Source organism: Chitinivorax tropicus, from assembly GCF_014202905.1.
In the GTDB taxonomy this organism is placed as follows: domain Bacteria; phylum Pseudomonadota; class Gammaproteobacteria; order Burkholderiales; family SCOH01; genus Chitinivorax; species Chitinivorax tropicus.
This window is the reverse complement of sequence record NZ_JACHHY010000004.1, coordinates 231,032-251,794: the sequence shown is the minus strand read 5'-3', so window position 1 is coordinate 251,794 and position 20,763 is coordinate 231,032. Positions and strand designations below refer to the sequence as shown.

Here is a 20,763-nt window from a genome sequence, read left to right as displayed (position 1 = left end):
CGCTCAGCACCTGCGCGCCGGGAACGGAAACAGGGGTCGAAAGCATACAAAATCGTCTTCTAAAAGGTCAGCGCGGCTTGCTCGCAGGCTTCTGCCTCTCCGCCTTCTCCAGATGCGAAATCACTTCCTCTCGCAGAAGTTCAGCGTCGCTAGATTTATTTGCGCCGCTAGGCTTGGCAGGCGCAGCCTTTGTACTGGCGCTGGGTTTGGTTGTAGGAGCCTTATGCGCCGCAGGCGCCTTGGCCACATCTTTCTGGTTTTTTGCCGCTGGCGTGGTCTTGGCAGCCGCTGCCACACCCGCCGCCGCTGCGCCCGCAACAACTGCAGTGCCGGACGAGAAGGCCTCTGTCAATTCATCTTCCGGCTGCGCTGTCGGCTGCTCCTTGGCAGTGAGTACGCTTTCCAACCGGGTGGTCGGATCAGCAGCGGGTGCATCTGCAGGCTCTTCAGCAGCAGGCTCAGCGACCACGGGTGCATCAGTCGGCGTATCGACAGGAGGGCGGGCAGGCTGCGGGGGGGGTGAAATCGGCTTGCTGACCGGTGGGGATGGTGCAGCCACCACCTCAGTGGGCGCCGGGTCATCGTGTTTGGCCGATAGCATCAACCAAGCGACACCGCCTGCAATTGCCGACAATGCAATACCGCCCGTTACCAGCCAGACCCTTGAATGCTGCTTTTTTGCTGGCGTGGCTGAATTGGACTTACGCCTGGGCGAGCCTTGCACCGTGGCCGCGTCAAGCACACTGAATGAGTCCGGCACCGCCTTTTCATCCGGTTGGAATAAGGTTGGCCGCTTGGAATTGGAGGAGTCAGGTTTTGTCATTGCAAACACATGATAGCGCAGAATTGAATGATAATGGTATACTTAACAGCACGCAAAAAATGCATTTGTCCATATGTATTGAGAAATGCACATCAATGTGCAGCATAAGAATAGGGTCAGCACCGCAAACCCGCTCATAATCAATAAAATACAATTCGTGAATATATTATTCGCCAGCCAACGTGAGTGACGGATCCGTAATCGTATTAGTATTGCTGTATGCCTTGCTGGGGCTGGGAATAGGCGTCTTGTTCGTCTTTCCGAGCCTTCGAGAGAGGCTATTCGCCAAATTGGCAGTGATTCCCTCTCGCCTTGAGCAGGCCAAGCCACTTGCCATGACACCATGGCAACGGCTCAAGCAGATGTTTGTTGGATTGCTCCATGCGCTGCAACAAGGGCGCTGGCTGGCCGCTGCAGCGGTGTTGATCATTGCCACGCCGATTGTCCTGGTTTTGTTGATCAGACTGATTTCGGGCCCGGCCTCCTATTACGATGAAACCGTGGCGGACCCCAATCAAACAGTCGCCATGTTGCTGCGAGGCGAACAGCTTGTTCCCCCGCCCCCGCTGCCACCCGAAGCCTTCATGACCCGTGAGGTCGAGCTGATCCAGCGGGTGCTGATCTCGGCCAGCCGAGACTGGAGCTTGATGGATTTCGACTTTCAACAGCGTCTGCTACTGACCTTCCGATTGATGGAAGAACGCCATGGCTACAAAATGGTGCTGCTGGAAGGGTACCGCAGCCCAGAACGACAGAACACCTTGGCGGCCATGGGCAGCAGCGTGACCAATGCAGCGGCATATCAGAGCTATCACCAATATGGATTAGCTGCGGATTGCGCATTTTTACGGGATGGAAAGGTTGTCATCTCCGAGCGCGACCCATGGGCCATGCGAGGCTATCAGCTCTATGGTGAAGTATCCGAATCACTGGGTTTGACCTGGGGTGGCCGCTGGAAAATGATGGATCTGGGGCATGTGGAGTATCGCAAACCTGGCTTCAAAAAGGGCAAGCCGCCAGAGGCCACCCCTGCCCCAGCTCAGCAGAATTGAATTTCGTCGATCCATACAATTCATCAGGAACATAACGACATCATGTCCAAACCATTCATCCTTCTTGGAGACAGTACCGACCATGGCGGCGCAGTGCTGGAGGGCTCACCCTATTCAGATATAGAAGGCAAGCCGATCGCCAGAGTAGGTGACAAGGTGAGTTGTCCGATTCCTGGGCATGGCGTCACGGTCATCGCGACAGGTGACGCGACATGTCTGATTGATGGCAAGCCAGTTGCCCGGCATGGCGACAAGACCGCCTGCGGTGCGACATTGATCGCCTCACAGACGCTAGTCGTTGACAAAGTAGGTTGATGGGGTACTGGCCTGCCATTTCGCCTACGTTTGATCTACAAATCATTTAAAGATCAGACAGGTGGGCCACAACACCCATCATCGGGCGCACGAACACAACAAACCAGAACGCTTTATTCGGATATCAAGCAAAGCATGGCAAAACAAACAAAATGGGCACTGTTGGCTGTTTCAGCAGTCATCCTCTGTTGGCTTGCCGCTTTTGCCATATGGCAGGGCGCTGCTCGCACCATCGGCACAGGGGAATTGGTTCTTTTCGGGCTGGTGGTGCCCTTTGCGGCTGGCCTTGTCGTGTGGCTGATCGGCAAGAAGCTGAATGCAGTAGACACGCCAGCTGCCAGCCCGAGCGAGCCCCCTGCCCCAGCGCCTGTCATACGCCAGCCAGCCCAACCGACCTCGGCCCGTACTCATATCCTGGATGGCGCCTTGCTATGTCGGGGCGGCCAGCACGTTGACGAGCTGCGCGCTTATCTGGCCGAACACCTAATGCCCGAGCTGGACCCTGAGCTGATCAATGACGAGGGCTTTCCGATCCGCAGCTATCGCATCGCAGAGCTGTCAGTGGATGCGCCAGACGAAGCCGTATCCAGCCAGCAACAACGCATGCAGGCACTACTCAACACAGTGTTGGCGTCACTGCAGGACAGTATGGCCGAGCTGTTCACACAAGGGGCCAACACCCCAGCCCATTCGCAGGCTAACGCGCACAATGCGGCACAGATGCATCCGGGCTGGCATGGCGGACAGACCACCAGCGAGCCCTCGGTGACACCATCTGCCGACACCTCCCCTGTTCACATTGCCTTCCGCTTATATCTCGATCATGCCAACTATTTTTTGGCGGATGAGCTGACCGCTTCATTACGGAAATGGTTACGGCAATGGCCGCAGGGTGATTCGTATCCGGTGGAATGTATCGAGTGTGGGCATGCCGGCAGCCTGCCCTCTGATTTGAATCACATCACGCAACGCTTGCATGCCAGCCCGGCAACGCAAGCGGTGATCGCATTGGCCTGCCACTCCGACATCGACCAACAGATCATCAGCCAATGGCAGCAAAAAGGCTGGCTGGCGACCACGCCCAATGGTAAGGTGCCGGGGGAAGTCGCGGCAGGCTTGATTCTATCCAATCAATCCCCCTTACCAGACAAGGGTACATTGGATACGATCCTGACGGTGCCAAGAACAAAACCAGCCAACGCAGGCGGGCGGATTCAATCAAAGGAACTGACTCAATTGTTGCAGCAGACCGCCCCGGAGGCAGCCAATGCATTTCAAGCAGCCCAGCATCTGCTGGTGGATGCGGAAACCATCTCGCCAGCCGCCGCCGAACTAGGGCAATGGTGGCTCGAATCGTTCCCGGACTGTGATGATGCACAGCTGCTGAGGTTAGGTAGCTGCTGGGGTCAATGTGGCCCAGCCGGACAGCTGGCTCTGCTGGTTGCAGCCATGGAGCTGGCCACCAGTGACAATGCGTCGCAACTGGTGGTGATGGCAGCCGACCCGATTTATCGAAGCATGTGTCAGATTCGCCCAGCCAATGCCTGACCCAGACCTGTCACCCAACCCATCCGGGCTGAGTGAGGCATTCAGAAAAACAGATAATCGTTATTGATGGATTGATATTGATGTCCAACCTCCTATCGTTCCTACGTGATCCGCGATTCATTGCGGCCTTTGTCGTCATCCTGACCGGCGTGGTCGTTTCCATGACCGCTCAGAACTTGAAAACTGCGCTGATCTGGATGGCGATCATAGGCACCCTCATCGGTGCATCGCTACTGGTGTACTACCTGTTCAAACGGCACCGCGCAGCGCATGCCAGCGACAACCTGAACGCCATGCTGGACGAGCAGGCCAGTAAGGCGGTCGAGGCTGCGCCCGATGCCCGGCAGGAGGAAATCCACCAATTACGTAACCGCATGCAAGAGGCCATCAAGACCATCCGCACCTCCAAGCTGGGTGAGACATCTGGCCGCGCTGCGCTATACGAGCTTCCTTGGTATATGGTGATCGGCAACCCGGCGGCGGGCAAAAGCTCAGCAGTCAAGAATTCCGGGTTGAAATTTCCGTTTTCCGATCAAAATGGCGCGGCGGTTCACGGCATTGGCGGCACCCGTAACTGCGACTGGTTCTTTACCACTGAGGGCATCCTGCTCGACACTGCTGGGCGGTACTCCGTACATGATGAAGACCGTACCGAATGGATCGGCTTTCTGGAGTTGCTGAAAAAACACCGCCCCAGAGCCCCGATCAACGGCATTGTCATCGCTGTCAGCATTGCCGAGCTGACCCAGAACAAACCTGAATTCACCATCAACTTGGCGAAGAGCCTGCGCCAGCGCGTGCAAGAGTTGACCGAAACCTTGTGCGTATTCGTCCCGGTGTATGTGGTCTTCACCAAGATGGACTTACTGGCAGGCTTCGTCGATTTCTTCGAAAACAGCGAAACCCAAGAGCAGGAGCGGGTATGGGGCGCCACCCTGCCCTATGATGCCGAACAGAAATTCGACGCATCAGGCCGCTTTGATGAACAATTCGAGCATTTGTATGATGGCCTGAAGGAGCTCAGTATTGCCCGCATGGCCATGAATCGTAGTCAGGCACTGTCCCCGGGGTTGATGACCTTCCCGATGGAATTCCACGCCATCCGCCCTGTGCTGCGCACCTTCATCGCCACATTGTTTGAGGACAATCCGTTCCAGTTCAAGCCGGTCTTCCGTGGCTTCTACTTCACCAGCGCCCTGCAGGAAGGCGTGGCGGTCAGTCCGCTCAGCGCCCGCATGGCCGACCGGTTCTCGCTCGGCACACCGGCCAGCAAAGCAGAGACCCGCCTGACCGCCAGCCACGGTTTATTCCTGAAAGACCTATTCTCCAAAGTCATCTTTGCCGACAAACACCTGGTCAGACAGTACGCCAGCCGCCACCAACGCCGCTTGCGCCTGGGGGTGTTCTTCGGTGCCTTCGCGCTGTTGGGCCTGATGTTAGGCGCCTGGACTTGGTCCTACCTGGGCAATCAGGAAATGGCGCGTAATGTACGGGCCGATCTGGACAAGATCGTCAAGCTGCAGCAAGCCCGTAATGATCTGGGCACGCAACTGGAGTCACTGGAAATCCTGCAAGACCGGATCGAACAACTGCAACGATATCGAGAGGACACCCCGATGTCGTTGAGTTTCGGGCTTTATCACGGCGATGAGCTGGAGGCCAAACTACGCAAGGAATACTTCAACGGTATTCGCAATGTGCTATTGAACCCGATCAGCGGTAGCCTGGAAGGCTTCCTGACCGAGGTCAACACCAATGCTGGCAATCTGCGCCCCCTGCAACAACCGATGCAGGCCGCCGCCGCCCCGGCCAAGACCACCATGTACAAGGACGCCTCCCCCACTAATGTGGAGGATGCCTATAATGCACTGAAGGCCTACATCATGCTGGGCAGTCGTGACCGCCTGGAGCCGGGTCATTTGAACGATCAGATCACCCGCTTCTGGCGCACCTGGCTGGAAAACAACCGTGGCACCCTGTCCCGGGAGCAGATGATCCGCTCTGCCGAAAAGATCCTGACCTATCTGCTGACACAGACTGCGTCGCCAGATTTCCCGCTGATCGAAAACAAATTGGCACTGGTTGACCAGACCCGTGATTCACTCCGGAAAGTGGTGAAGGGCATGCCAGCCAGGGAGCGAGTCTATGCGGAAATCAAGATGCGCGCCTCCACCCGCTTCCCGGCCATCACCGTGGCCAACATCGTCGGAGAAGAAAACCGCAACATCGTCGCTGGCAGCTATGTCATCTCCGGCACCTTCACCCGCGCCGCTTGGGATCAGTATGTCGAGCAGGCGATCAACGATGCGGCAACCAAAGATGTCACCACCAGCGATTGGGTGTTGAAAACCGATGTGCGTGATGACCTGACGCTGGAAGGCAGTCCCGAGCAGATCAAGAAGACGCTGGTCACCATGTACAAGAACGAATACGCGCAGGAGTGGAAGAAGTTCCTCACCGGCATTTCGATTCTGGACATGGGGGATTTCGCATCTGCCGTGGAAAAAATGAATCGCCTGGGCGACCCGAGCCTCTCGCCGCTTTACAAAGTGATTGAGACCACCTACCAGGAAACCAGCTGGGACAACCCATCCATGCTCAGCCAAAGCATCAGCAATGCCCAGAAAGGGGTATGGGCAAGCATCAAGGACTGGTTCTCCAGCAAGCCCCCGGTGCCAGTCAACGTCACGGTTGGCGGCACCAGTCAAGGCGGGGCCTTGCAGATGGGCCCGATCGGCAAGGAATTCTCGGTGCTTTCCCACCTGATGGTCGCCCGAGGTGAGAATCGTGATGCCTCACTGATGAAGAACTACCTGGGCTTACTTGGAAAATTACGCAGCCGTTTCAACGAGTTGAAAAACGCCGGCGATGTCGGCCCAGGCAGCATGAAGCTGATGCAACAGACATTGGAGGGAAGTGGCTCCGAGCTGTCCGACGCGCTGCGTTTCGTTGACGAGCAGATGCTCAACGGCGTGCCAGACACTGCCAAGGCCACCGTCCGCCCGATGCTGGTCAGGCCGCTGATGCAAGCGTTTGGTGTATTGATCAAACCCGCCGAAACCGAGCTGAACAAGACTTGGGTGGCGCAGGTGTATGAGCCTTTCAGCAAGGGCCTGTCGGCCAAGTATCCCTTTGCTGATAAGTCGCAGGTTGAAGCCACACCACAGGAAATCGCACAGCTGTTCGGCACCGATGGCGCAATTGCCAAATTCGTGGACAAGACACTGGGTGGATTGGTCGTTCGGCGTGGCGATGCGCTCACACCACGCACCTGGGCTGACATGGGCATCAGCTTCAACCCAGAGTTCGTCTCCACCTTCCCACGCTATGTAGCACCGGTGGCTGGTGGTGGCAATGCGGCAGCAGCCAGTGCAGCCGCGCCAGCCGGGCCGCCGCAGACACGCTTCCAGATCATGCCGATCCCCACGCCGGGACTGTCTGAGTACACCTTCGAGATCGATGGCCAGCAATTACGCTATCGCAATGGCGCACAGGAATGGCACAACTTCGTCTGGCCGAATCCTTCCGGCTCACCTGGTGTCAAAATCAATGCGATTACGTTCGATGGCAGGAATGTCGAGGTATTGAATATTCCTGGCCAAGCCGGGCTGGAGAAGATGATCAGCTCTGCACAACGGAAAAGACGGGATCAGGGTGTATTCGACCTGTCCTGGTCAAATGGCAATGTCGCCGTCACCGTGGGCTTCCGGTTGATCAGCAGCGCACAGGCGGATGCCAGCGGCAACATTCAACAGGGCCAGGGTCTGAAAGGCCTGAAATTGCCAACCACCATCGCAGGCACGGGGGCTTGAGACATGGCGTCGATTCTGACCGCACAACCCGAGTTGTTCTATTTTGGCAAATTCCCCTCCCGTGGGGATTTCGTCAAAAGCACTGCGGGCGGCCCCATCCTGCAGGTGTTCGATCAATGGATCTCGCAAGCGATCGACATGATCACACCGGACCCGAACTGGAAGGCGGCATACGACGCCACCCCCCCGCTCAGATTTGCCTTCCTGGGCAGCCGACTGCAGCTGGTGGTGACTGGCACACTGATGCCCAGTCAGGACGCATCCGGACGCCGCTACCCGCTGGTATTGGCCACCAAGCTGGAAACCGACTCGGCATTGGATTTGCTGAGCGAGCTGCCGCTGGTATTGAGCCCGTTCTGGCAGGAAAGCATCCTGAGCAGCCAGCAGGCACTACGGGAAACCTCCGACAACATCGTATTGAACAGCCTGCAACGCCCGCCTACCCCCATCAACAACCTAGGGCGGGAGGAGCGGGCGCAGCACGACCACTTCCTGCGCGGCACAACCGTCGCCATGTTGGAGCACAGCCTGAGCAAAGCCGGCTATGCCTTTTCATTACGGCAATCGATGTTGGGGCTGGGCTTGTTGTTGCAACCCGTCATCACGCATGGTGCCGGCAACCTGCAACGCGCCTTGCTGTTCCCGTTACCTGCCGACCCGATCACGGCCATCTCGGTCGCCACTTTCTGGTTACGGGAGGTACGAGGCTTTTTACTACGCCACGAGTTCGAGATTTCCGTCTATCTGACCCAGGTGCATGACAAACCCGCCATGATGGTGTCGTTCGGGGGTGCATCGCCCAAGGCATTGACCATGATCATCTGCCCCGATGCCCTATCCAATTATCTGGTCGATATTTCAGATTCGGCCTGGGTGGAGGAATACATCGATCAGGACCCTGGCATGCGAAAGCTCTCCAGCTACTTGCAGCATCCTGACCTTTCACTGGCACAAGCCACAGACACGTTCAACGAAGTTTTCCTGGGGTGGTAAACCAAATGGCCAACTGGTCTCATCGACATTTCATTGCATTGCTGACGGCATGGGTCGTCGGCTACCCGACGATCATCCATGCTGACAACCCGCCGGCGGCCAACAACCCTGCAGCGGCACCCATTGTCGTCAGCGGTGCGGTGCCTGACGAATCCACCAAGAATGCGATTCTGACCAAGGTACGCGGCATTTATGGCGCAGATCGCGTAGTCGATCAACTGACTGTCGGCGGAGTGGCCGCGCCTGCCAACTGGGCGCTGCACGTCCAGCAGGCCATCGTGCCCAATCTGAAAACGGTCAAGAAAGGCTTGTTCTCGGTGACAGGTAATAATGTCGCCCTACGTGGCGAGGTCACCAGTGACGACGAAAAACAGCAGGTTTCATCAGCTGTCCAATCTGCACTGCACGCCACCTATAACAGCAAATTGGATCTGAAGGTCGTTCAACCGACTGCCGCTCAAGGCTTATTGGACAATGTGCTTGCCAATCGGATCGTCGAATTTGAAAGTGGCAGCTCGAAGCTCACCCCTGCCGGTACGCAGCTCTTGGATGAAATGGCCGCTGCCATGGCCAAGGTCGGCAACAAAAAGGTCGAGATCATCGGCCATACCGATGGCAAGGGTAATCGTGACTCCAATCTAAAATTGTCCCTGGCACGCGCCGAGGCGGTGAAGAGTTATCTGGTTCAAAAAGGCATTCCGGGCGATAACATGACCACCGAAGGACTGGGCCCGGATCGCCCCATTGCGCCCAACAATACCGACGATGGCAGACGACGCAACCGTCGTATCGAATTCCACGTCTTACCGTAACCCCATCAAGAGCCGACCCGCAAGCCCAGGCGGTGCCTGGGCTTTTCTCCAGGCACCGCCTGGGGAGCCACCCCTGTTACTGGGCGTGATATTGACGGCTTTCCCGATGCACAGTCTCCACCAACAACGCCACATGCTCTGGATTGGTGTACTGAGAGATACCATGCCCCAGGTTGAAGACATGGCCTGAGCCATGCCCGTATTCAGCCAGCACAGCACAGGTTTCTTGTGCAATCACCGCCGGAGAGCCGAACAACGTACTTGGGTCGATATTGCCCTGCAGTGCAACCTGATGGCCGACACGCGCACGTGCGCTGGCCAAATCCACCGTCCAATCGAGCCCGATTGCATCACAGCCGGATTCAACAATCGCCTCCAGCCACAACCCGCCGCCTTTGGTAAAGACAATGACCGGCACCTTCTGTCCGTCATGCTCACGCTTGAGCAAGCTGATCACCTGCTTCATATAATGCAGGGAAAACTCACGATAGGCGCGATGCCCCAGCGCCCCACCCCAGGAGTCGAAAATCTGTACAGCCTGAGCTCCGGCTTCGATCTGAGCGTTCAGGTAAGCCGCCACCGCCTGTGCATTGACATCCAGAATATGATGCAGCAACTCGGGGCGGCTATAGAGCATGGTTTTGACCTTGCTCCAGTCAGATGACCCGCTCCCTTCGATCATGTAACAAGCCAGCGTGAATGGACTGCCGGAAAAGCCGATCAAGGGTACGCTGCCATCCAACGCCACGCGAATCTGACGGACTGCATCGATGACATAGCGGAGCTTATCCATCGGGTCTGGCACTGATAGATTCCGCACCTCCCATTCATCCCGCAGCGGGCGCTCAAAACGGGGGCCTTCGCCTTCAGCAAAGTACAAACCCAAACCCATGGCATCCGGCACGGTCAGGATGTCGGAAAACAGAATGGCTGCATCCAGCGGAAAGCGCGCCAAGGGCTGCAGCGTTACTTCCGTTGCCAGATCAGGGCTCATGCACAACTTCATGAAATTGCCAGCCCGTTTACGTGTCTCGCAGTACTCAGGCAGATAGCGGCCCGCCTGGCGCATCAACCACACCGGCGTGTACTCGGTGGGCTGGCGTAACAGGGCACGCAGGAAAGTATCATTCTTCAATTGAGACATGTCAGTGCTTTCAAAATGGCCCGCAACCAGGCCTTACAGAGATTTGATGAAGTCTTGCAGACCTTTGAGCAGCATCTCGACTGCAATGGCGGTCAAAATCAACCCCATCAATCGTTCGAATGCCATCACCACCCGCTCACCCACCCAGCGTTGAATCCGCCCTGCAAACACCAGCACCACCGCCGACACCAGCATGGCAATGGTGATGGCAAACGCCCATTCCATGATCTTGTTGGGCTGGCGGGAAGCCAACAGCATGACGGTGGCCAGCGAGGATGGTCCGGCGATCAACGGGATCGCCAAAGGCACGATGAAAGGCTCATGATCCAGGCTGTCGCCACCAAACATACCATCGGGATGCGGAAACACCATGCGTAGGGCAATCAGGAACAAGATCACCCCTCCCGCGATGCCGAGTGAGATGTCGGAAAGGTGCATGGCCTGCAGAAAGTGATTCCCAAAGAACAAAAAAAGGATCAGGATCAAATAGGCGATGAAGATTTCGCGAATCACCACACGTTTTCGACGGTGCTTGTCCACGTCTTTCAACGCAGAGATGAAGATCGGGATATTGCCGAGCGGATCGGTCACAAGAATCAGCAAAATCGTGGCCGAGATAAATGAATATTCCATGATGCAGCGTTCGGCTTTCTGGCGTTGATCGGCTAGTTCCGTTGCTCAAGCTTCATGGCGCACGCCATGAAAACCTGTCAACAGGGCCTGATATTTTATAGGATGTCAGCAGAGCGGCCAAATCCGACCGGCTCGACCAAGCCAATATATTGCGCGATCCATACCTGTCAATTGTTGCGATCTAGTTGGAAAAGCCGCTAAACTGCGCGCCATATGGACAAGTCGGCATGCGGACTGGAAACTTTTGCATACCGGTCTTGTCATAGCTTTCATCATCAACCACCGAGGGAAGATCGGTCATGGAAAACAGACTGCACACTGCCTATTCAGGCGCATCCGGCGCCGTCGTCGAGCGCAATCGCGTTCTTCGTAACACCTATATGCTGCTTGGCCTGTCGATGCTGCCCACAGTGGCAGGTGCGCTGATCGGCGTACAAAGCGGCTTCTGGAAGCTGTTTGCAGGCAGCCCGATCATGGCTCCACTTCTGTTCTTGGTTGGTGCGTTCGGCATGATGTGGGCCATCGGCAAGAACCGTGACAGTGGCCTTGGCGTTGCCTTGCTGCTCGGGTTCACCTTCTTCATGGGCCTGATGTTGTCCGTCTCATTGGCGGCTGCTCTGCGCTTTTCCAATGGCGGTACGTTGATCGCGATGGCAGCTGGCGGAACAGGTATCATTTTTGCCTCGCTGGCCACCTTGGCTACGGTCACCAAGAAGGACTTCAGCTTCATGGGCAAGTTCCTGTTCGTGGGCGTGATCTTGTTGCTGGTCGCTTCAATCGCCAACCTGTTCTTCGCCATCCCTGCCCTGGCGTTGACCATCTCCGCGATTGGTGTGTTGCTGTTCTCGGCTTACATCCTGTATGACATCAGCCAGATCGTGAATGGCGGCGAAACCAATTATGTCATTGCAACGCTGCAGATCTATCTGGACATCTACAACGTGTTCGTCAATTTGCTGAGCCTGCTGATGGCCTTCTCTGGCGAGCGTGATTGATCCGGTCACGATGCTCTGACACAAAGGCGGCCTCTGGCCGCCTTTTTCTTTTGATCCAGGGCAGCACAAGTCATTTCTGACGCACCCATCGCAAACGCGATGCCACCAATATGCGAAATAAGTAATACAAATCAGATATCTCCCACCCCATCCAAATCTTCCGTACAATCACATATTCTCAAGTTCTCATGCTGCTCGGTAGCGGTGTTGTCTATTGGCATTGTTCGGTTGCCTGACCCATGGTGAAGCGACACCTCGTCAGCCGGCTGATGCACTGAACAATGCTGGTAGCCTGCAGTGCCGAGTGGTTTTTTGGGGCACTCACTGACAATCGAAAACAAAGCAGACCATGGTTCGTGTGTTGTTCATCTTGATGCTAGGCACCTTGCTATCCTGCCTGCCCACGTCGGCCAGTGCCGAGGAGGCGTTGGCGCTGTCTACCACGCACCCATTCCCGCTGGAACGCAGTGGTACGTTGATGATTGCAAAAAGCACGGACTTTCCTGCGCCACAAGACATCCGCACATGGCTCAATAAGCAAAAGCCAATCCCTGCAGTCAATCTCTATGGCGGTCAATATTGGCTGTACAACGAAATCCGCCATAACAGCAATAACCGGGACTGGGCCATCACCATCGACAATACCCTGATCGATCGTATGGAAGTCCGCGTCTACGGATCGGATGGTAGCGTACAAGCCTTCCAGAGTGGCTACCAGCACCAGCTCGACTTCCCATTACATTACGGCAAAAGGGTACATCTGGCGCCTGGATTGACCTATCGCATCCTGATCCACTTCGACAGCCCTTATTTCCGCGCCCACCCTCACTTCGAGCTGCTGCCGGCTGCAAAATACAGCCAACGCGCCATGGTCGAGAATCTCGTCGTCATTGGCTGCATGGGGGCATTGTTGGCGCTGTGCCTGTTCAATCTGTTCATCTGGACTCAAGACCGGGATCGCAGCCGTCTTTTCTACTCGCTGTATCTGCTCACCTACGCCACCGCCTGGGCATTGGTGTTCCACATCCCAACCACGCTGTTCGATTTCCGCGATCTGCGCTGGCACTATGTGCCATTCTTTCTGATGCCGATCTTGAACACGTTGTTCTATGTGGACTTCCTGAAGCTCAAGATCAATCAACCAGCCTTGGCAAACTGGAACCGCATCAACTATGGGCTACCGCTATTGTTCCTGCCCAGCTGTTTCATCGCCCCTAGTTACGCCCATGCCCTGGCAACCATAGCCATCACTGTGTGGTTGGTGCTGGCCTTGATCTCAGGCATCACGGCCTGGCGGCAGCGTTTCCGGCCCGCTCGCTATTTCATCCTGGCCTTTGTTGCACTGGTGATCCCTGGCTTGTTGATTCTGCCATCCAATATCGGCCTACCGGAGCTGATCGACCAGACTCAGATGTGGGCACTGGTAGGCGGCACGTTGGACGCATTGTTGTTGGCATTTGCGTTGGCCGATAAGATCACTCTGCTTTCCGAGCAGAAAGATCATTATCTACGACAGCTGAATGATACGCTGGAGCTGGCGCATACCGACTCCTTGACCGGGCTGCGCAACCGATATGCATTCAATCAGATGGTTGGGCAACGATTCCGGTTCCTGGCCAACATGGAGGATCACAATCAGCAGATCCTGATCCTGATCGACCTGGATGGCTTGAAGCGGATCAATGACCAATATGGGCACAATACAGGCGATGAACTGCTGAAGCAGTTTGCAAAAGGCCTGCAGAAGCTGGATCAGCACTATGATGCCAGCTTCCGCCTGGGTGGTGATGAGTTCGCCATCTTCTCCCGCGCCCCTCATGAGCCTTCGCTGCGCGAAGGGCTGGCCACACTGGAACAACGCTTGATCGAGTATGGTTTCAATGAAGCAGGCATCAGCTACGGCCTGGCCTACTCGCATGAGTGCGCCACCCCTGATGCCTTGTTTGATTGTGCCGATACCCGCATGTATCTGCACAAGACATCCAAGAAGCGTCGGCGCGAGGACATTGCCGTAGCCGACGTGATATAACCGTTTCTCAGCAATAGTCACCGTCGGGGCAGGCAGCCCCGACAGCATCACATCAGATGATCAGAAATCCTGCTCGCCTTTGATCTCACGCGGGAAGCCGCTGATGGCGCGGGCGGTCTGCATGCCCGCCATCACTGCGGCCTCGACACAACCTGCATTGAGGCCCGTGCGAATCCAATCACCGGTCAGCAGCAGGTTGCCAAACTCGGCGCCATCGGTTGCCAGCCGATATTGCGAGCTTCCGACCACCGACAGCACATAGTGCTCACTTGGATCGACATTGGCCCGCCAGTACTGGCGGTCAAAGCGGGCCTCGCCCTGCCCTTGTTGCGGGTCGGTCAGCCATTGCCAATTGAACTGCCCCTCTATCTGGCTATATGGCCACAGCCAATGCAGCTGGGTGCGCACCTGGCTCAAGGCCCCTTGCTTGGCCCGCTCTGCCATCCGCACCGGAAAGTCGTGATCCGTCCGTGGCGGAAATTGGCTTACCGGCATGGCGCTACAGAAATAGGCGACATTACGGGGTGCATCTGGCCCAGCTGGCCAATCCTCCCGCACCAGCAATTGATCCATGGATGCCCAGGTATCATAGGGCTCGACAAACCCACTCAACACTGGCTGCTGGCCACTTGGCGCATCCTTCCACCCCAAGGCAGACAAGGGTTGATTCAACCATAGCTGATATGCCTGTGTCACCACGGTCTTGACGCGGGTGGCAGTCTGTTGCAAAGCCGGGCTCTGCGCCAGAAGCTGCGGGCAGAGATGAGGCAATGCGCCGATCGATATACCGAACACCACCTTGTCGAAATCGACCCCTCGCTTGAGCGTGATCTCAGGCAGCGGCTTGCCGAACTGAGCTTGGTAGACGGCAGGCCAGTCAGTCCAGAACGACTCCAGATTCACCTGATGTGTCCGCAGCAAATCAGCCTGCTCAGGCATGATCTGATCGTAGTTTGGCGTACTGGGCCAGCACGCCAGCCCTTTGACCCAGACAAACGGGTCATATTGGTCTTCACCTCGCACCAGATCCACCTGCCGGGTCAGGCGGATTTCACCGACTTCACCTGCCACGGGCACCAACTCTTCGACCTTATGGAAGAACTTGAATTTGACGCCACGCTTTTTCAGCACCTCATACATGGGCGTAAAAATCACATCCCCCATGCCAGCCTGCATCTTCCACATGATGCCGCCCTTGTAAAGGAAGGCGATGCGCAACATGGCGCGCAGCATAGTGCCGGCCTCGACATTGGGCCGCTCGAAATCCCCGTCCTCATACGCGAAGACCAGATCATAGAAACCCCGCACCGGCGCGGAATCAATGCTATATGCCGCGTTGGCACCATGCTTCAGCAGCCAGGCCCGGAAATCCAGGTCATTGATGACATCAAAGCCACGACGGAATACGCCGTCCTCCAGCATGCCACTGAGCACGGCGACACTCAGGTCCAGGCTGATATACAGGCGTCGCAGCTCGTCGTCATGCTCCAGCACATCATCGATGGCTTCCTCCAGCCATGTGCGGATGGTGCCAAGCGCATGGCGGAGGATGTCATATTGGTCGTCGTCGTGGTCATCGATCAGATCAGGCAGGCTGGCAATGAAATCATGCAGAGCATCGTGGAACACCCCGAAGTCCTCCAACAGCTCATGCACCTCACGATTGACCGCCGCAGCCAATCGCTTGAGCCAATTACCCGGTTTCACTTCGACTGGCGCCTGGCGCAAGGTACGCGCCAGCGTATGATGACGCTCGCGCCATTGACCCAGCCATTTCTTGATCCAGCCGAACATGGAGACAGCGACCTGCCATATGGTCAGTTGCTCATCGCCATCACCCGGTATACCTGGCAGGGTCGGAAAATCCAGCTGCCAGGATTTCCATTCATTGCGCACCCACTCCTGCAGCACAATGTAGTTGTGGGGCTTGAATGCATCCTCCCAGGTTCGCAGTGGGGCACCATAAGGGCGATCCAGAGCATCATAGGCCGCGCGGATCATGCCAAAGGCGTTTTCATAGAAACCGAACCAGATGTGCAGACCATGTTCTTCAATACGTTGGCCCAATGCAGCATTACGGCCACTCGCCCCCTTGCCGCCCAGCCGCCAGCCCATCTGATAGACCGTGATATCGTAATGATTCTGCCAGCCAGGTTGCTCGGTCAGGAAAAACGCTGTCGTCATCGAGCCCACACCACCGCCCAGGATGGCGATCTTCTCTGGCTCGATGCAAGAATTGTCCACCAGCTCCTCTCCCTCCGTCACCGTGAAATCAAAATTGATCTCGAACGGCAGCAGGGCAGGCTGCTCACCCAGTTTCAACCCCAGTGTCTCATTGAGCGGGAAACTGTCCATCACATGCAAAATACACTGGTATTGATGCCCCAGCAGGCGACCGCCATGAACGGTATTGACCTCAGCGGGTGCTGCCACCACAGCCTGATAGACTGCCCGCAGGCCTGACGAATCAGGAAACTGTTTGAGAAACAGCTGATCCACTCGCGGCTGCATCAGCAACGACGCGATATCCGACCACCCCTCCCGATCCAGATCCAGGAAATCGGGCATGGCATCCAGCAAATCGCCAGCTTGCTCAATCAAATCAAGCAAATCGCGGATCGGTCGATGTGTTCCAGGCTCACCCACCGCATTGACCTCCAGCAGCGGATGCCAAGCGATCTCCGTGCCCGGTGCAAATACTTTGAACGCTTTGGTCGAGATGGAAAAACGTCGGGCATCGCCATTGGGTGAGGGCATCTCATATCGACACTGGTACTTGGGGTAGCCATACAGCTCCCGGCCATTGATCAGGGCCATGCAATCGTCTACCCAGATATGACAGGGATGCCAATATAGCTTCTCGATCTTGCCATTTTGTGCATCCATCTGCCCAACCATCACCCAGGTGACAATATCCGCTTCAGTAATCCACCCCTTTGCCCGATCAGTCGGGAAATCCGAATGTGCATGCGATACCTTGGTGAAAGTCAGCATGGTATATGGCGACAGCACCTTGAATGTCATCTTCCCATTCGCCACGCTATTCAAGGTCTGATCAATCATACGCTGCATTTTGTGCAGCTCGCCTTTGACAAAAAATCCATACATGTCAGCCTGCTGCAGCGCCAGCGGGGAACGCATGTTGACTGAACCAGGTGGGTAGAGATACGGCGGACGCGTCATCTTAAGTCACTCTCCAAAGCGGTTGAACAAGCCCTGACATGTAAACATGCAAACATGACAATGACCCAATCACAATTAGCAATATGTAGATATGGAAAAACTGGCGAAGAATAGTGCAGATTGGACTTGAAAGCCAATACAGATGCGGCATGACAGACAAATATGATTTATTCAGCCATAATGTTGACAATCAAACCTGACTCAATCCAGCAGATGCAGTCGTTCAATCACCCGAGGTCGTTGCCAGCTGATCCTCGCCTGACTTCATGGCGCATCACGCAGTGCGTCTGGCATGGGTTCGGCTTGGTTTTTCACCTGATCATCCATCCCGGTGCCATCCCTATGCCAGACCAGGCGCCGATCTGCACGTTACAGGCATGATCCATCGCGTCTGCTGGTTTGTTTTCCATTGGCTGCCAGGTGCGTTGCTCGCATCTGTCGCCGTGCAAGCCCCTGATGATCGCCCAGCCGATATGCTGTGGGTATGGGAGCGCCCCACTGATCTGCGCTGGCTGCCCCCCCAGCGGGCCGGGGTGGCTTATCTACGCACTCAGGTCTTGCTGAAAGGCGATACAGCACAAGTCACCAGGCGGCGTCAGCCAATCCACATGCCAGCTGCTATCTACAAGATGCCGGTGGTGCATGTGGACATTGACAACCTCCAGCCCCCCACGCTGAACGACCAGCAACTGCAGACCTTGGTCGCAACGGTACAGGCCGCTGCCGCCCACGGCGCTGGCTGGGTCCAGCTGGATTTTGAAGCCCGTCACAGCCAGCGCGCCTTCTATCTGCAATTGCTGTCCAGGCTACAGCCCATGCGGCGGCATACCCGCCTGTCGGTGACGGCGCTCGCTTCCTGGTGCATGCAAGATACCTGGTTGGATGCCAAACTGGTGGATGAAGTGGTGCCGATGCTGTTCCGGATGCATCGTGATGGCCCAGCCATCCGCGAGCATCTGAAGCGCTACCGGCGCTTACCCGTCGAGGCCTGCAATCAAGCCGTCGGCCTGCTGGTCGGGCAGCCGGTGCCCCCACCCGATACCGCTCATCGTCTTTACTGGTTCCATCAAGGCGATTGGCAAGCAACAACTCGATTCGACAAGGAGAATCCACAGTGAAACGACTCGCACACCTGATGTGCGCCGGTCTGCTTGGTGCCACCACGCTGACATGGGCGAGTGGCGGATGGGAGCCGGACAGCCGCTTTTTCGCCAATCAGATGCCTGACCGCCCCATCGAGGCGGTCATTACGCACCCAGGCAATGTCTACCCGGAATACAGAATCGCCTTTCTGGTGCATGCTTGGCTGGTGATGAATAACCGCCCGCTCCCCACAACGCTTGGCCATGACATGGATCATGCCTGCTGCGATCAATACCGTGATTACACCGCAGAAGCAGGTGGCGCCGCACAGGATTGGACCGAGGCCGCCAAGGATCTGTTGGGAGACGCCAATGTGCCAGACGCCGCCAAATGGTTCGAAGGCCAATACATGGAAAGCCTGAACTGCTACGCGGACGCATTCAACAACGCCAAGGCAACGCTGGAGGCCCGCCAGAAAAGCTACCCACAGGAAACCAGATGGTTGAAGGATTGGGCGACGGGTCAAAACACGGTGTTCGAAAATTGTGACAAACAGCATGTGCTGCCCGCTGATGCACCCGCCAACGCCCCCACCTGGCTGAAGGCCGACCGTGCCTACCAGCAGGCTGCTGCTTTGTTCTACCAGGGTGAATTCACTCAAGCGGCACAGCGTTTTGCGTTCATAGCCAAGGACAGCCAGTCCCCCTGGTCAGGCATGGCACCCTATCTGCAGGCACGGGCATTGGTGCGTACGCTGGGGGCAGGTGTCAACCTGAATGAAAACGGCAAGACCGGCTTCACCCCTGATCAGAGAAAGCTGTCCCAGACCATAGAGCAATTGCTGCTAGGGGTATTGAAAGACCCTAAACGCGAAGCCTACCACTCCATGGCCAGACGCCTGCTGCGCCACAGCCAGACCATGACCTTGCCACCGGAAACCCTCCTGGACATGCTTGGAGCCTCACTCAGCAATGGTGGCAAACCCTCCAGCCAAGATCCGGCAGCAGATTTCCGTAACGATCTGGCCACCTTGTCATCTGTCTATTACCGGACCACTCCCACCCAGCGTAAACCGGCCAAAGACGACCTGATTCAGTGGATCACCGCCATCAAGACCCGCTTCAACGCCAATGAGCCCTCTCCACCGGCTGCCCAGGCCCGAGCACAATGGCAGCAGACTGGAAAAGCGCATTGGTTGCTGGCAGCCATGGCACTCGGCAACCCCGTGCAGCCCGAATTCACGCCCCTGCAGGAAGCCGCACAGGCCATCCATGCCGACCCAAAGCATCCAGCCTACTTGCCAATCTCCCTGCAACTGGCCCGTTCACAATATCTGAAACAAGACTGGCCAGCACTCCGGGCAACCGCGCTGGCTTTGCAAAAGCACCCGGCGGTGGTGCAAAGCGCCTCGGAGCAGAACATCATCAAGTCACTGTTGTTACCGACCGCCAACAATCTGGATGAATTCAAGCAATGGTCCGCCAGACAAGTAGTATTGCGAACCGACCCCGAAACCGAGAAACAACAACCCACACAGCAAGCCGAACAACAGTGGGACATTGACGCCATCAGCACCTTCAATGCACTGCCCCTGCCTGCCATGGTCCGGCTGGCAGAACGTCAGGTGCTGGCCAATGAAAAGATCAACACCAATGGCCGTGGTATCTGGGAAATCATCTGGAGCCGCGCCGTGTTGCTGGAGAACTGGCCTATCGCCAAGCAAGCTGCCGAGATGCAACTGAAGCAGCTGGCGGAGGCCAAAACCCCCATCCCCACCCTGCTGAAACAATTCAGTGAGGCCACCGCACCGGAGCAGTGGAAACGCTTGGCGCTATACCGGTTTGCAGCCAAGGATGAAGTAGTCACCCCACCACTTCTGCCGCAGGACGCTACCCTCTCGCCCGCCCCCTTGCTGGAAATGTCGCTAAGGGACACCTACCCCGACTATAGCAACCACAAGTGGTGCGAGCTGGGCGCCACCAACCAACCTGCCCCACTCTGGCTGAGCCCGGACGAGAAGCAGCTGTGGGCTGACGAGCAAAACAAACTGAAGGCGATACCGCCCGATTCCGTGTATTACGGGCAAGCCGTCATGGCCTATGCCAAGACATCACCAGACGACCCGATGGTGGCTCAGATGCTGTCGGTGGCGATCAAGATGTCACGCTATGCCTGCAAAAAGCCGGAGGTTGGCACAGTCTCCAAACAAGCATTCCAATTGCTCAAATCCAAATATGCGAAGAGCGACTGGGCAAACCAGACCAAGTATTGGTACGAAGGCCGCTGACCCAGCCTGCATGAAGACAAAAGGGCGTATCACACGCCCTTTTGTTCTTGCCAA

14 protein-coding genes are annotated in these 20,763 nt (G+C 56.5%); 10 read left to right on the top strand and 4 right to left on the bottom strand.

The genetic code is table 11. The annotated features are described in order from the left end of the window. Positions 1-67: 67 nt before the first annotated feature. Positions 68-823 (bottom strand): hypothetical protein, encoded by a 756-nt coding sequence (locus HNQ59_RS04865; protein WP_184035949.1) that lies wholly within the window; start codon positions 821-823, stop codon positions 68-70. Positions 824-1,005: 182 nt separating this feature from the next. Here HNQ59_RS04865 and HNQ59_RS04860 point away from each other — a divergent pair, with 182 nt between their 5' ends. The 6 genes from HNQ59_RS04860 to HNQ59_RS04835 all read left to right on the top strand — a co-directional run bounded on the left by HNQ59_RS04860 (position 1,006) and on the right by HNQ59_RS04835 (position 9,355). Further along, on the top strand, positions 1,006-1,875 hold the full coding sequence (locus HNQ59_RS04860; RefSeq protein WP_425491335.1) for a M15 family metallopeptidase: 870 nt from the start codon (positions 1,006-1,008) through the stop codon (positions 1,873-1,875). Between the two features lie 42 nt (positions 1,876-1,917). Beyond that, the gene (locus HNQ59_RS04855) at positions 1,918-2,190 is read left to right on the top strand and encodes a PAAR domain-containing protein (RefSeq protein WP_184035946.1); all 273 of its coding nucleotides are present in this window, start codon (positions 1,918-1,920) and stop codon (positions 2,188-2,190) included. Positions 2,191-2,325: 135 nt separating this feature from the next. After that, positions 2,326-3,738, top strand: coding sequence for a hypothetical protein (locus HNQ59_RS04850; RefSeq protein ID WP_184035943.1), 1,413 nt, complete (start codon positions 2,326-2,328; stop codon positions 3,736-3,738). An 80-nt stretch (positions 3,739-3,818) separates the two neighbouring features. Then, complete coding sequence (gene tssM, locus HNQ59_RS04845) at positions 3,819-7,550, top strand: type VI secretion system membrane subunit TssM (RefSeq protein ID WP_184035940.1); 3,732 nt, start codon at positions 3,819-3,821, stop codon at positions 7,548-7,550. A 3-nt stretch (positions 7,551-7,553) separates the two neighbouring features. Next, positions 7,554-8,543, top strand: a complete 990-nt coding sequence (gene tagF / locus HNQ59_RS04840) for a type VI secretion system-associated protein TagF (protein ID WP_184035937.1) — start codon at positions 7,554-7,556, stop codon at positions 8,541-8,543. 5 nt (positions 8,544-8,548) lie between these two features. After that, positions 8,549-9,355, top strand: a complete 807-nt coding sequence (locus HNQ59_RS04835) for an OmpA family protein (RefSeq protein ID WP_184035934.1) — start codon at positions 8,549-8,551, stop codon at positions 9,353-9,355. A 76-nt stretch (positions 9,356-9,431) separates the two neighbouring features. Here the strand turns inward: HNQ59_RS04835 and hemE are convergent, their stop codons facing one another. After that, positions 9,432-10,499 carry a uroporphyrinogen decarboxylase gene (gene hemE / locus HNQ59_RS04830; RefSeq protein ID WP_184035931.1) on the bottom strand — a complete coding sequence of 356 codons (1,068 nt, stop codon included), beginning with the start codon at positions 10,497-10,499 and terminating at the stop codon, positions 9,432-9,434. 33 nt (positions 10,500-10,532) lie between these two features. Continuing rightward, complete coding sequence (locus tag HNQ59_RS04825) at positions 10,533-11,132, bottom strand: MarC family protein (RefSeq protein ID WP_184035928.1); 600 nt, start codon at positions 11,130-11,132, stop codon at positions 10,533-10,535. Positions 11,133-11,431: 299 nt separating this feature from the next. Between HNQ59_RS04825 and HNQ59_RS04820 the strand changes: the two genes are divergently transcribed. Both HNQ59_RS04820 and HNQ59_RS04815 read left to right on the top strand, forming a co-directional pair. Next, positions 11,432-12,127: a Bax inhibitor-1/YccA family protein gene (locus HNQ59_RS04820; protein ID WP_184035925.1), complete on the top strand. Its 696-nt coding sequence runs from the start codon at positions 11,432-11,434 to the stop codon at positions 12,125-12,127. A gap of 349 nt (positions 12,128-12,476) precedes the next feature. Further along, a complete protein-coding gene (locus HNQ59_RS04815) occupies positions 12,477-14,156 on the top strand; it encodes a GGDEF domain-containing protein (RefSeq protein ID WP_184035923.1) in 1,680 nt (559 codons plus the stop codon). Positions 14,157-14,216: 60 nt separating this feature from the next. Here HNQ59_RS04815 and HNQ59_RS04810 read toward each other — a convergent pair whose 3' ends face one another. Next, positions 14,217-17,339, bottom strand: a complete 3,123-nt coding sequence (locus tag HNQ59_RS04810; RefSeq protein ID WP_184035921.1) for an NAD(P)-binding protein — start codon at positions 17,337-17,339, stop codon at positions 14,217-14,219. Positions 17,340-17,716: 377 nt separating this feature from the next. Here HNQ59_RS04810 and HNQ59_RS04805 point away from each other — a divergent pair, with 377 nt between their 5' ends. Both HNQ59_RS04805 and HNQ59_RS04800 read left to right on the top strand, forming a co-directional pair. Continuing rightward, positions 17,717-18,457 (top strand): hypothetical protein, encoded by a 741-nt coding sequence (locus tag HNQ59_RS04805; protein ID WP_184035919.1) that lies wholly within the window; start codon positions 17,717-17,719, stop codon positions 18,455-18,457. Next, a complete protein-coding gene (locus HNQ59_RS04800; RefSeq protein WP_184035917.1) occupies positions 18,454-20,709 on the top strand; it encodes a hypothetical protein in 2,256 nt (751 codons plus the stop codon). The genes HNQ59_RS04805 and HNQ59_RS04800 overlap by 4 nt, the downstream gene beginning before the upstream one ends. The last annotated feature ends 54 nt before the right edge of the window (positions 20,710-20,763 follow it).

What these genes read in the sequence shown, in the direction of transcription:
- HNQ59_RS04815 (WP_184035923.1), top strand. Translation starts at nt 12,477, where the DNA reads ATGGTTCGTGTGTTGTTCATCTTGATGCTAGGCACCTTGCTATCCTGC.
- tssM (WP_184035940.1), top strand. Translation starts at nt 3,819, where the DNA reads ATGTCCAACCTCCTATCGTTCCTACGTGATCCGCGATTCATTGCGGCC.
- HNQ59_RS04855 (WP_184035946.1), top strand. Translation starts at nt 1,918, where the DNA reads ATGTCCAAACCATTCATCCTTCTTGGAGACAGTACCGACCATGGCGGC.
- HNQ59_RS04850 (WP_184035943.1), top strand. Translation starts at nt 2,326, where the DNA reads ATGGCAAAACAAACAAAATGGGCACTGTTGGCTGTTTCAGCAGTCATC.
- HNQ59_RS04805 (WP_184035919.1), top strand. Translation starts at nt 17,717, where the DNA reads ATGATCCATCGCGTCTGCTGGTTTGTTTTCCATTGGCTGCCAGGTGCG.
- HNQ59_RS04820 (WP_184035925.1), top strand. Translation starts at nt 11,432, where the DNA reads ATGGAAAACAGACTGCACACTGCCTATTCAGGCGCATCCGGCGCCGTC.
- tagF (WP_184035937.1), top strand. Translation starts at nt 7,554, where the DNA reads ATGGCGTCGATTCTGACCGCACAACCCGAGTTGTTCTATTTTGGCAAA.
- HNQ59_RS04835 (WP_184035934.1), top strand. Translation starts at nt 8,549, where the DNA reads ATGGCCAACTGGTCTCATCGACATTTCATTGCATTGCTGACGGCATGG.
- HNQ59_RS04825 (WP_184035928.1), bottom strand. Translation starts at nt 11,132, where the DNA reads ATGGAATATTCATTTATCTCGGCCACGATTTTGCTGATTCTTGTGACC.
- hemE (WP_184035931.1), bottom strand. Translation starts at nt 10,499, where the DNA reads ATGTCTCAATTGAAGAATGATACTTTCCTGCGTGCCCTGTTACGCCAG.
- HNQ59_RS04810 (WP_184035921.1), bottom strand. Translation starts at nt 17,339, where the DNA reads ATGACGCGTCCGCCGTATCTCTACCCACCTGGTTCAGTCAACATGCGT.
- HNQ59_RS04865 (WP_184035949.1), bottom strand. Translation starts at nt 823, where the DNA reads ATGACAAAACCTGACTCCTCCAATTCCAAGCGGCCAACCTTATTCCAA.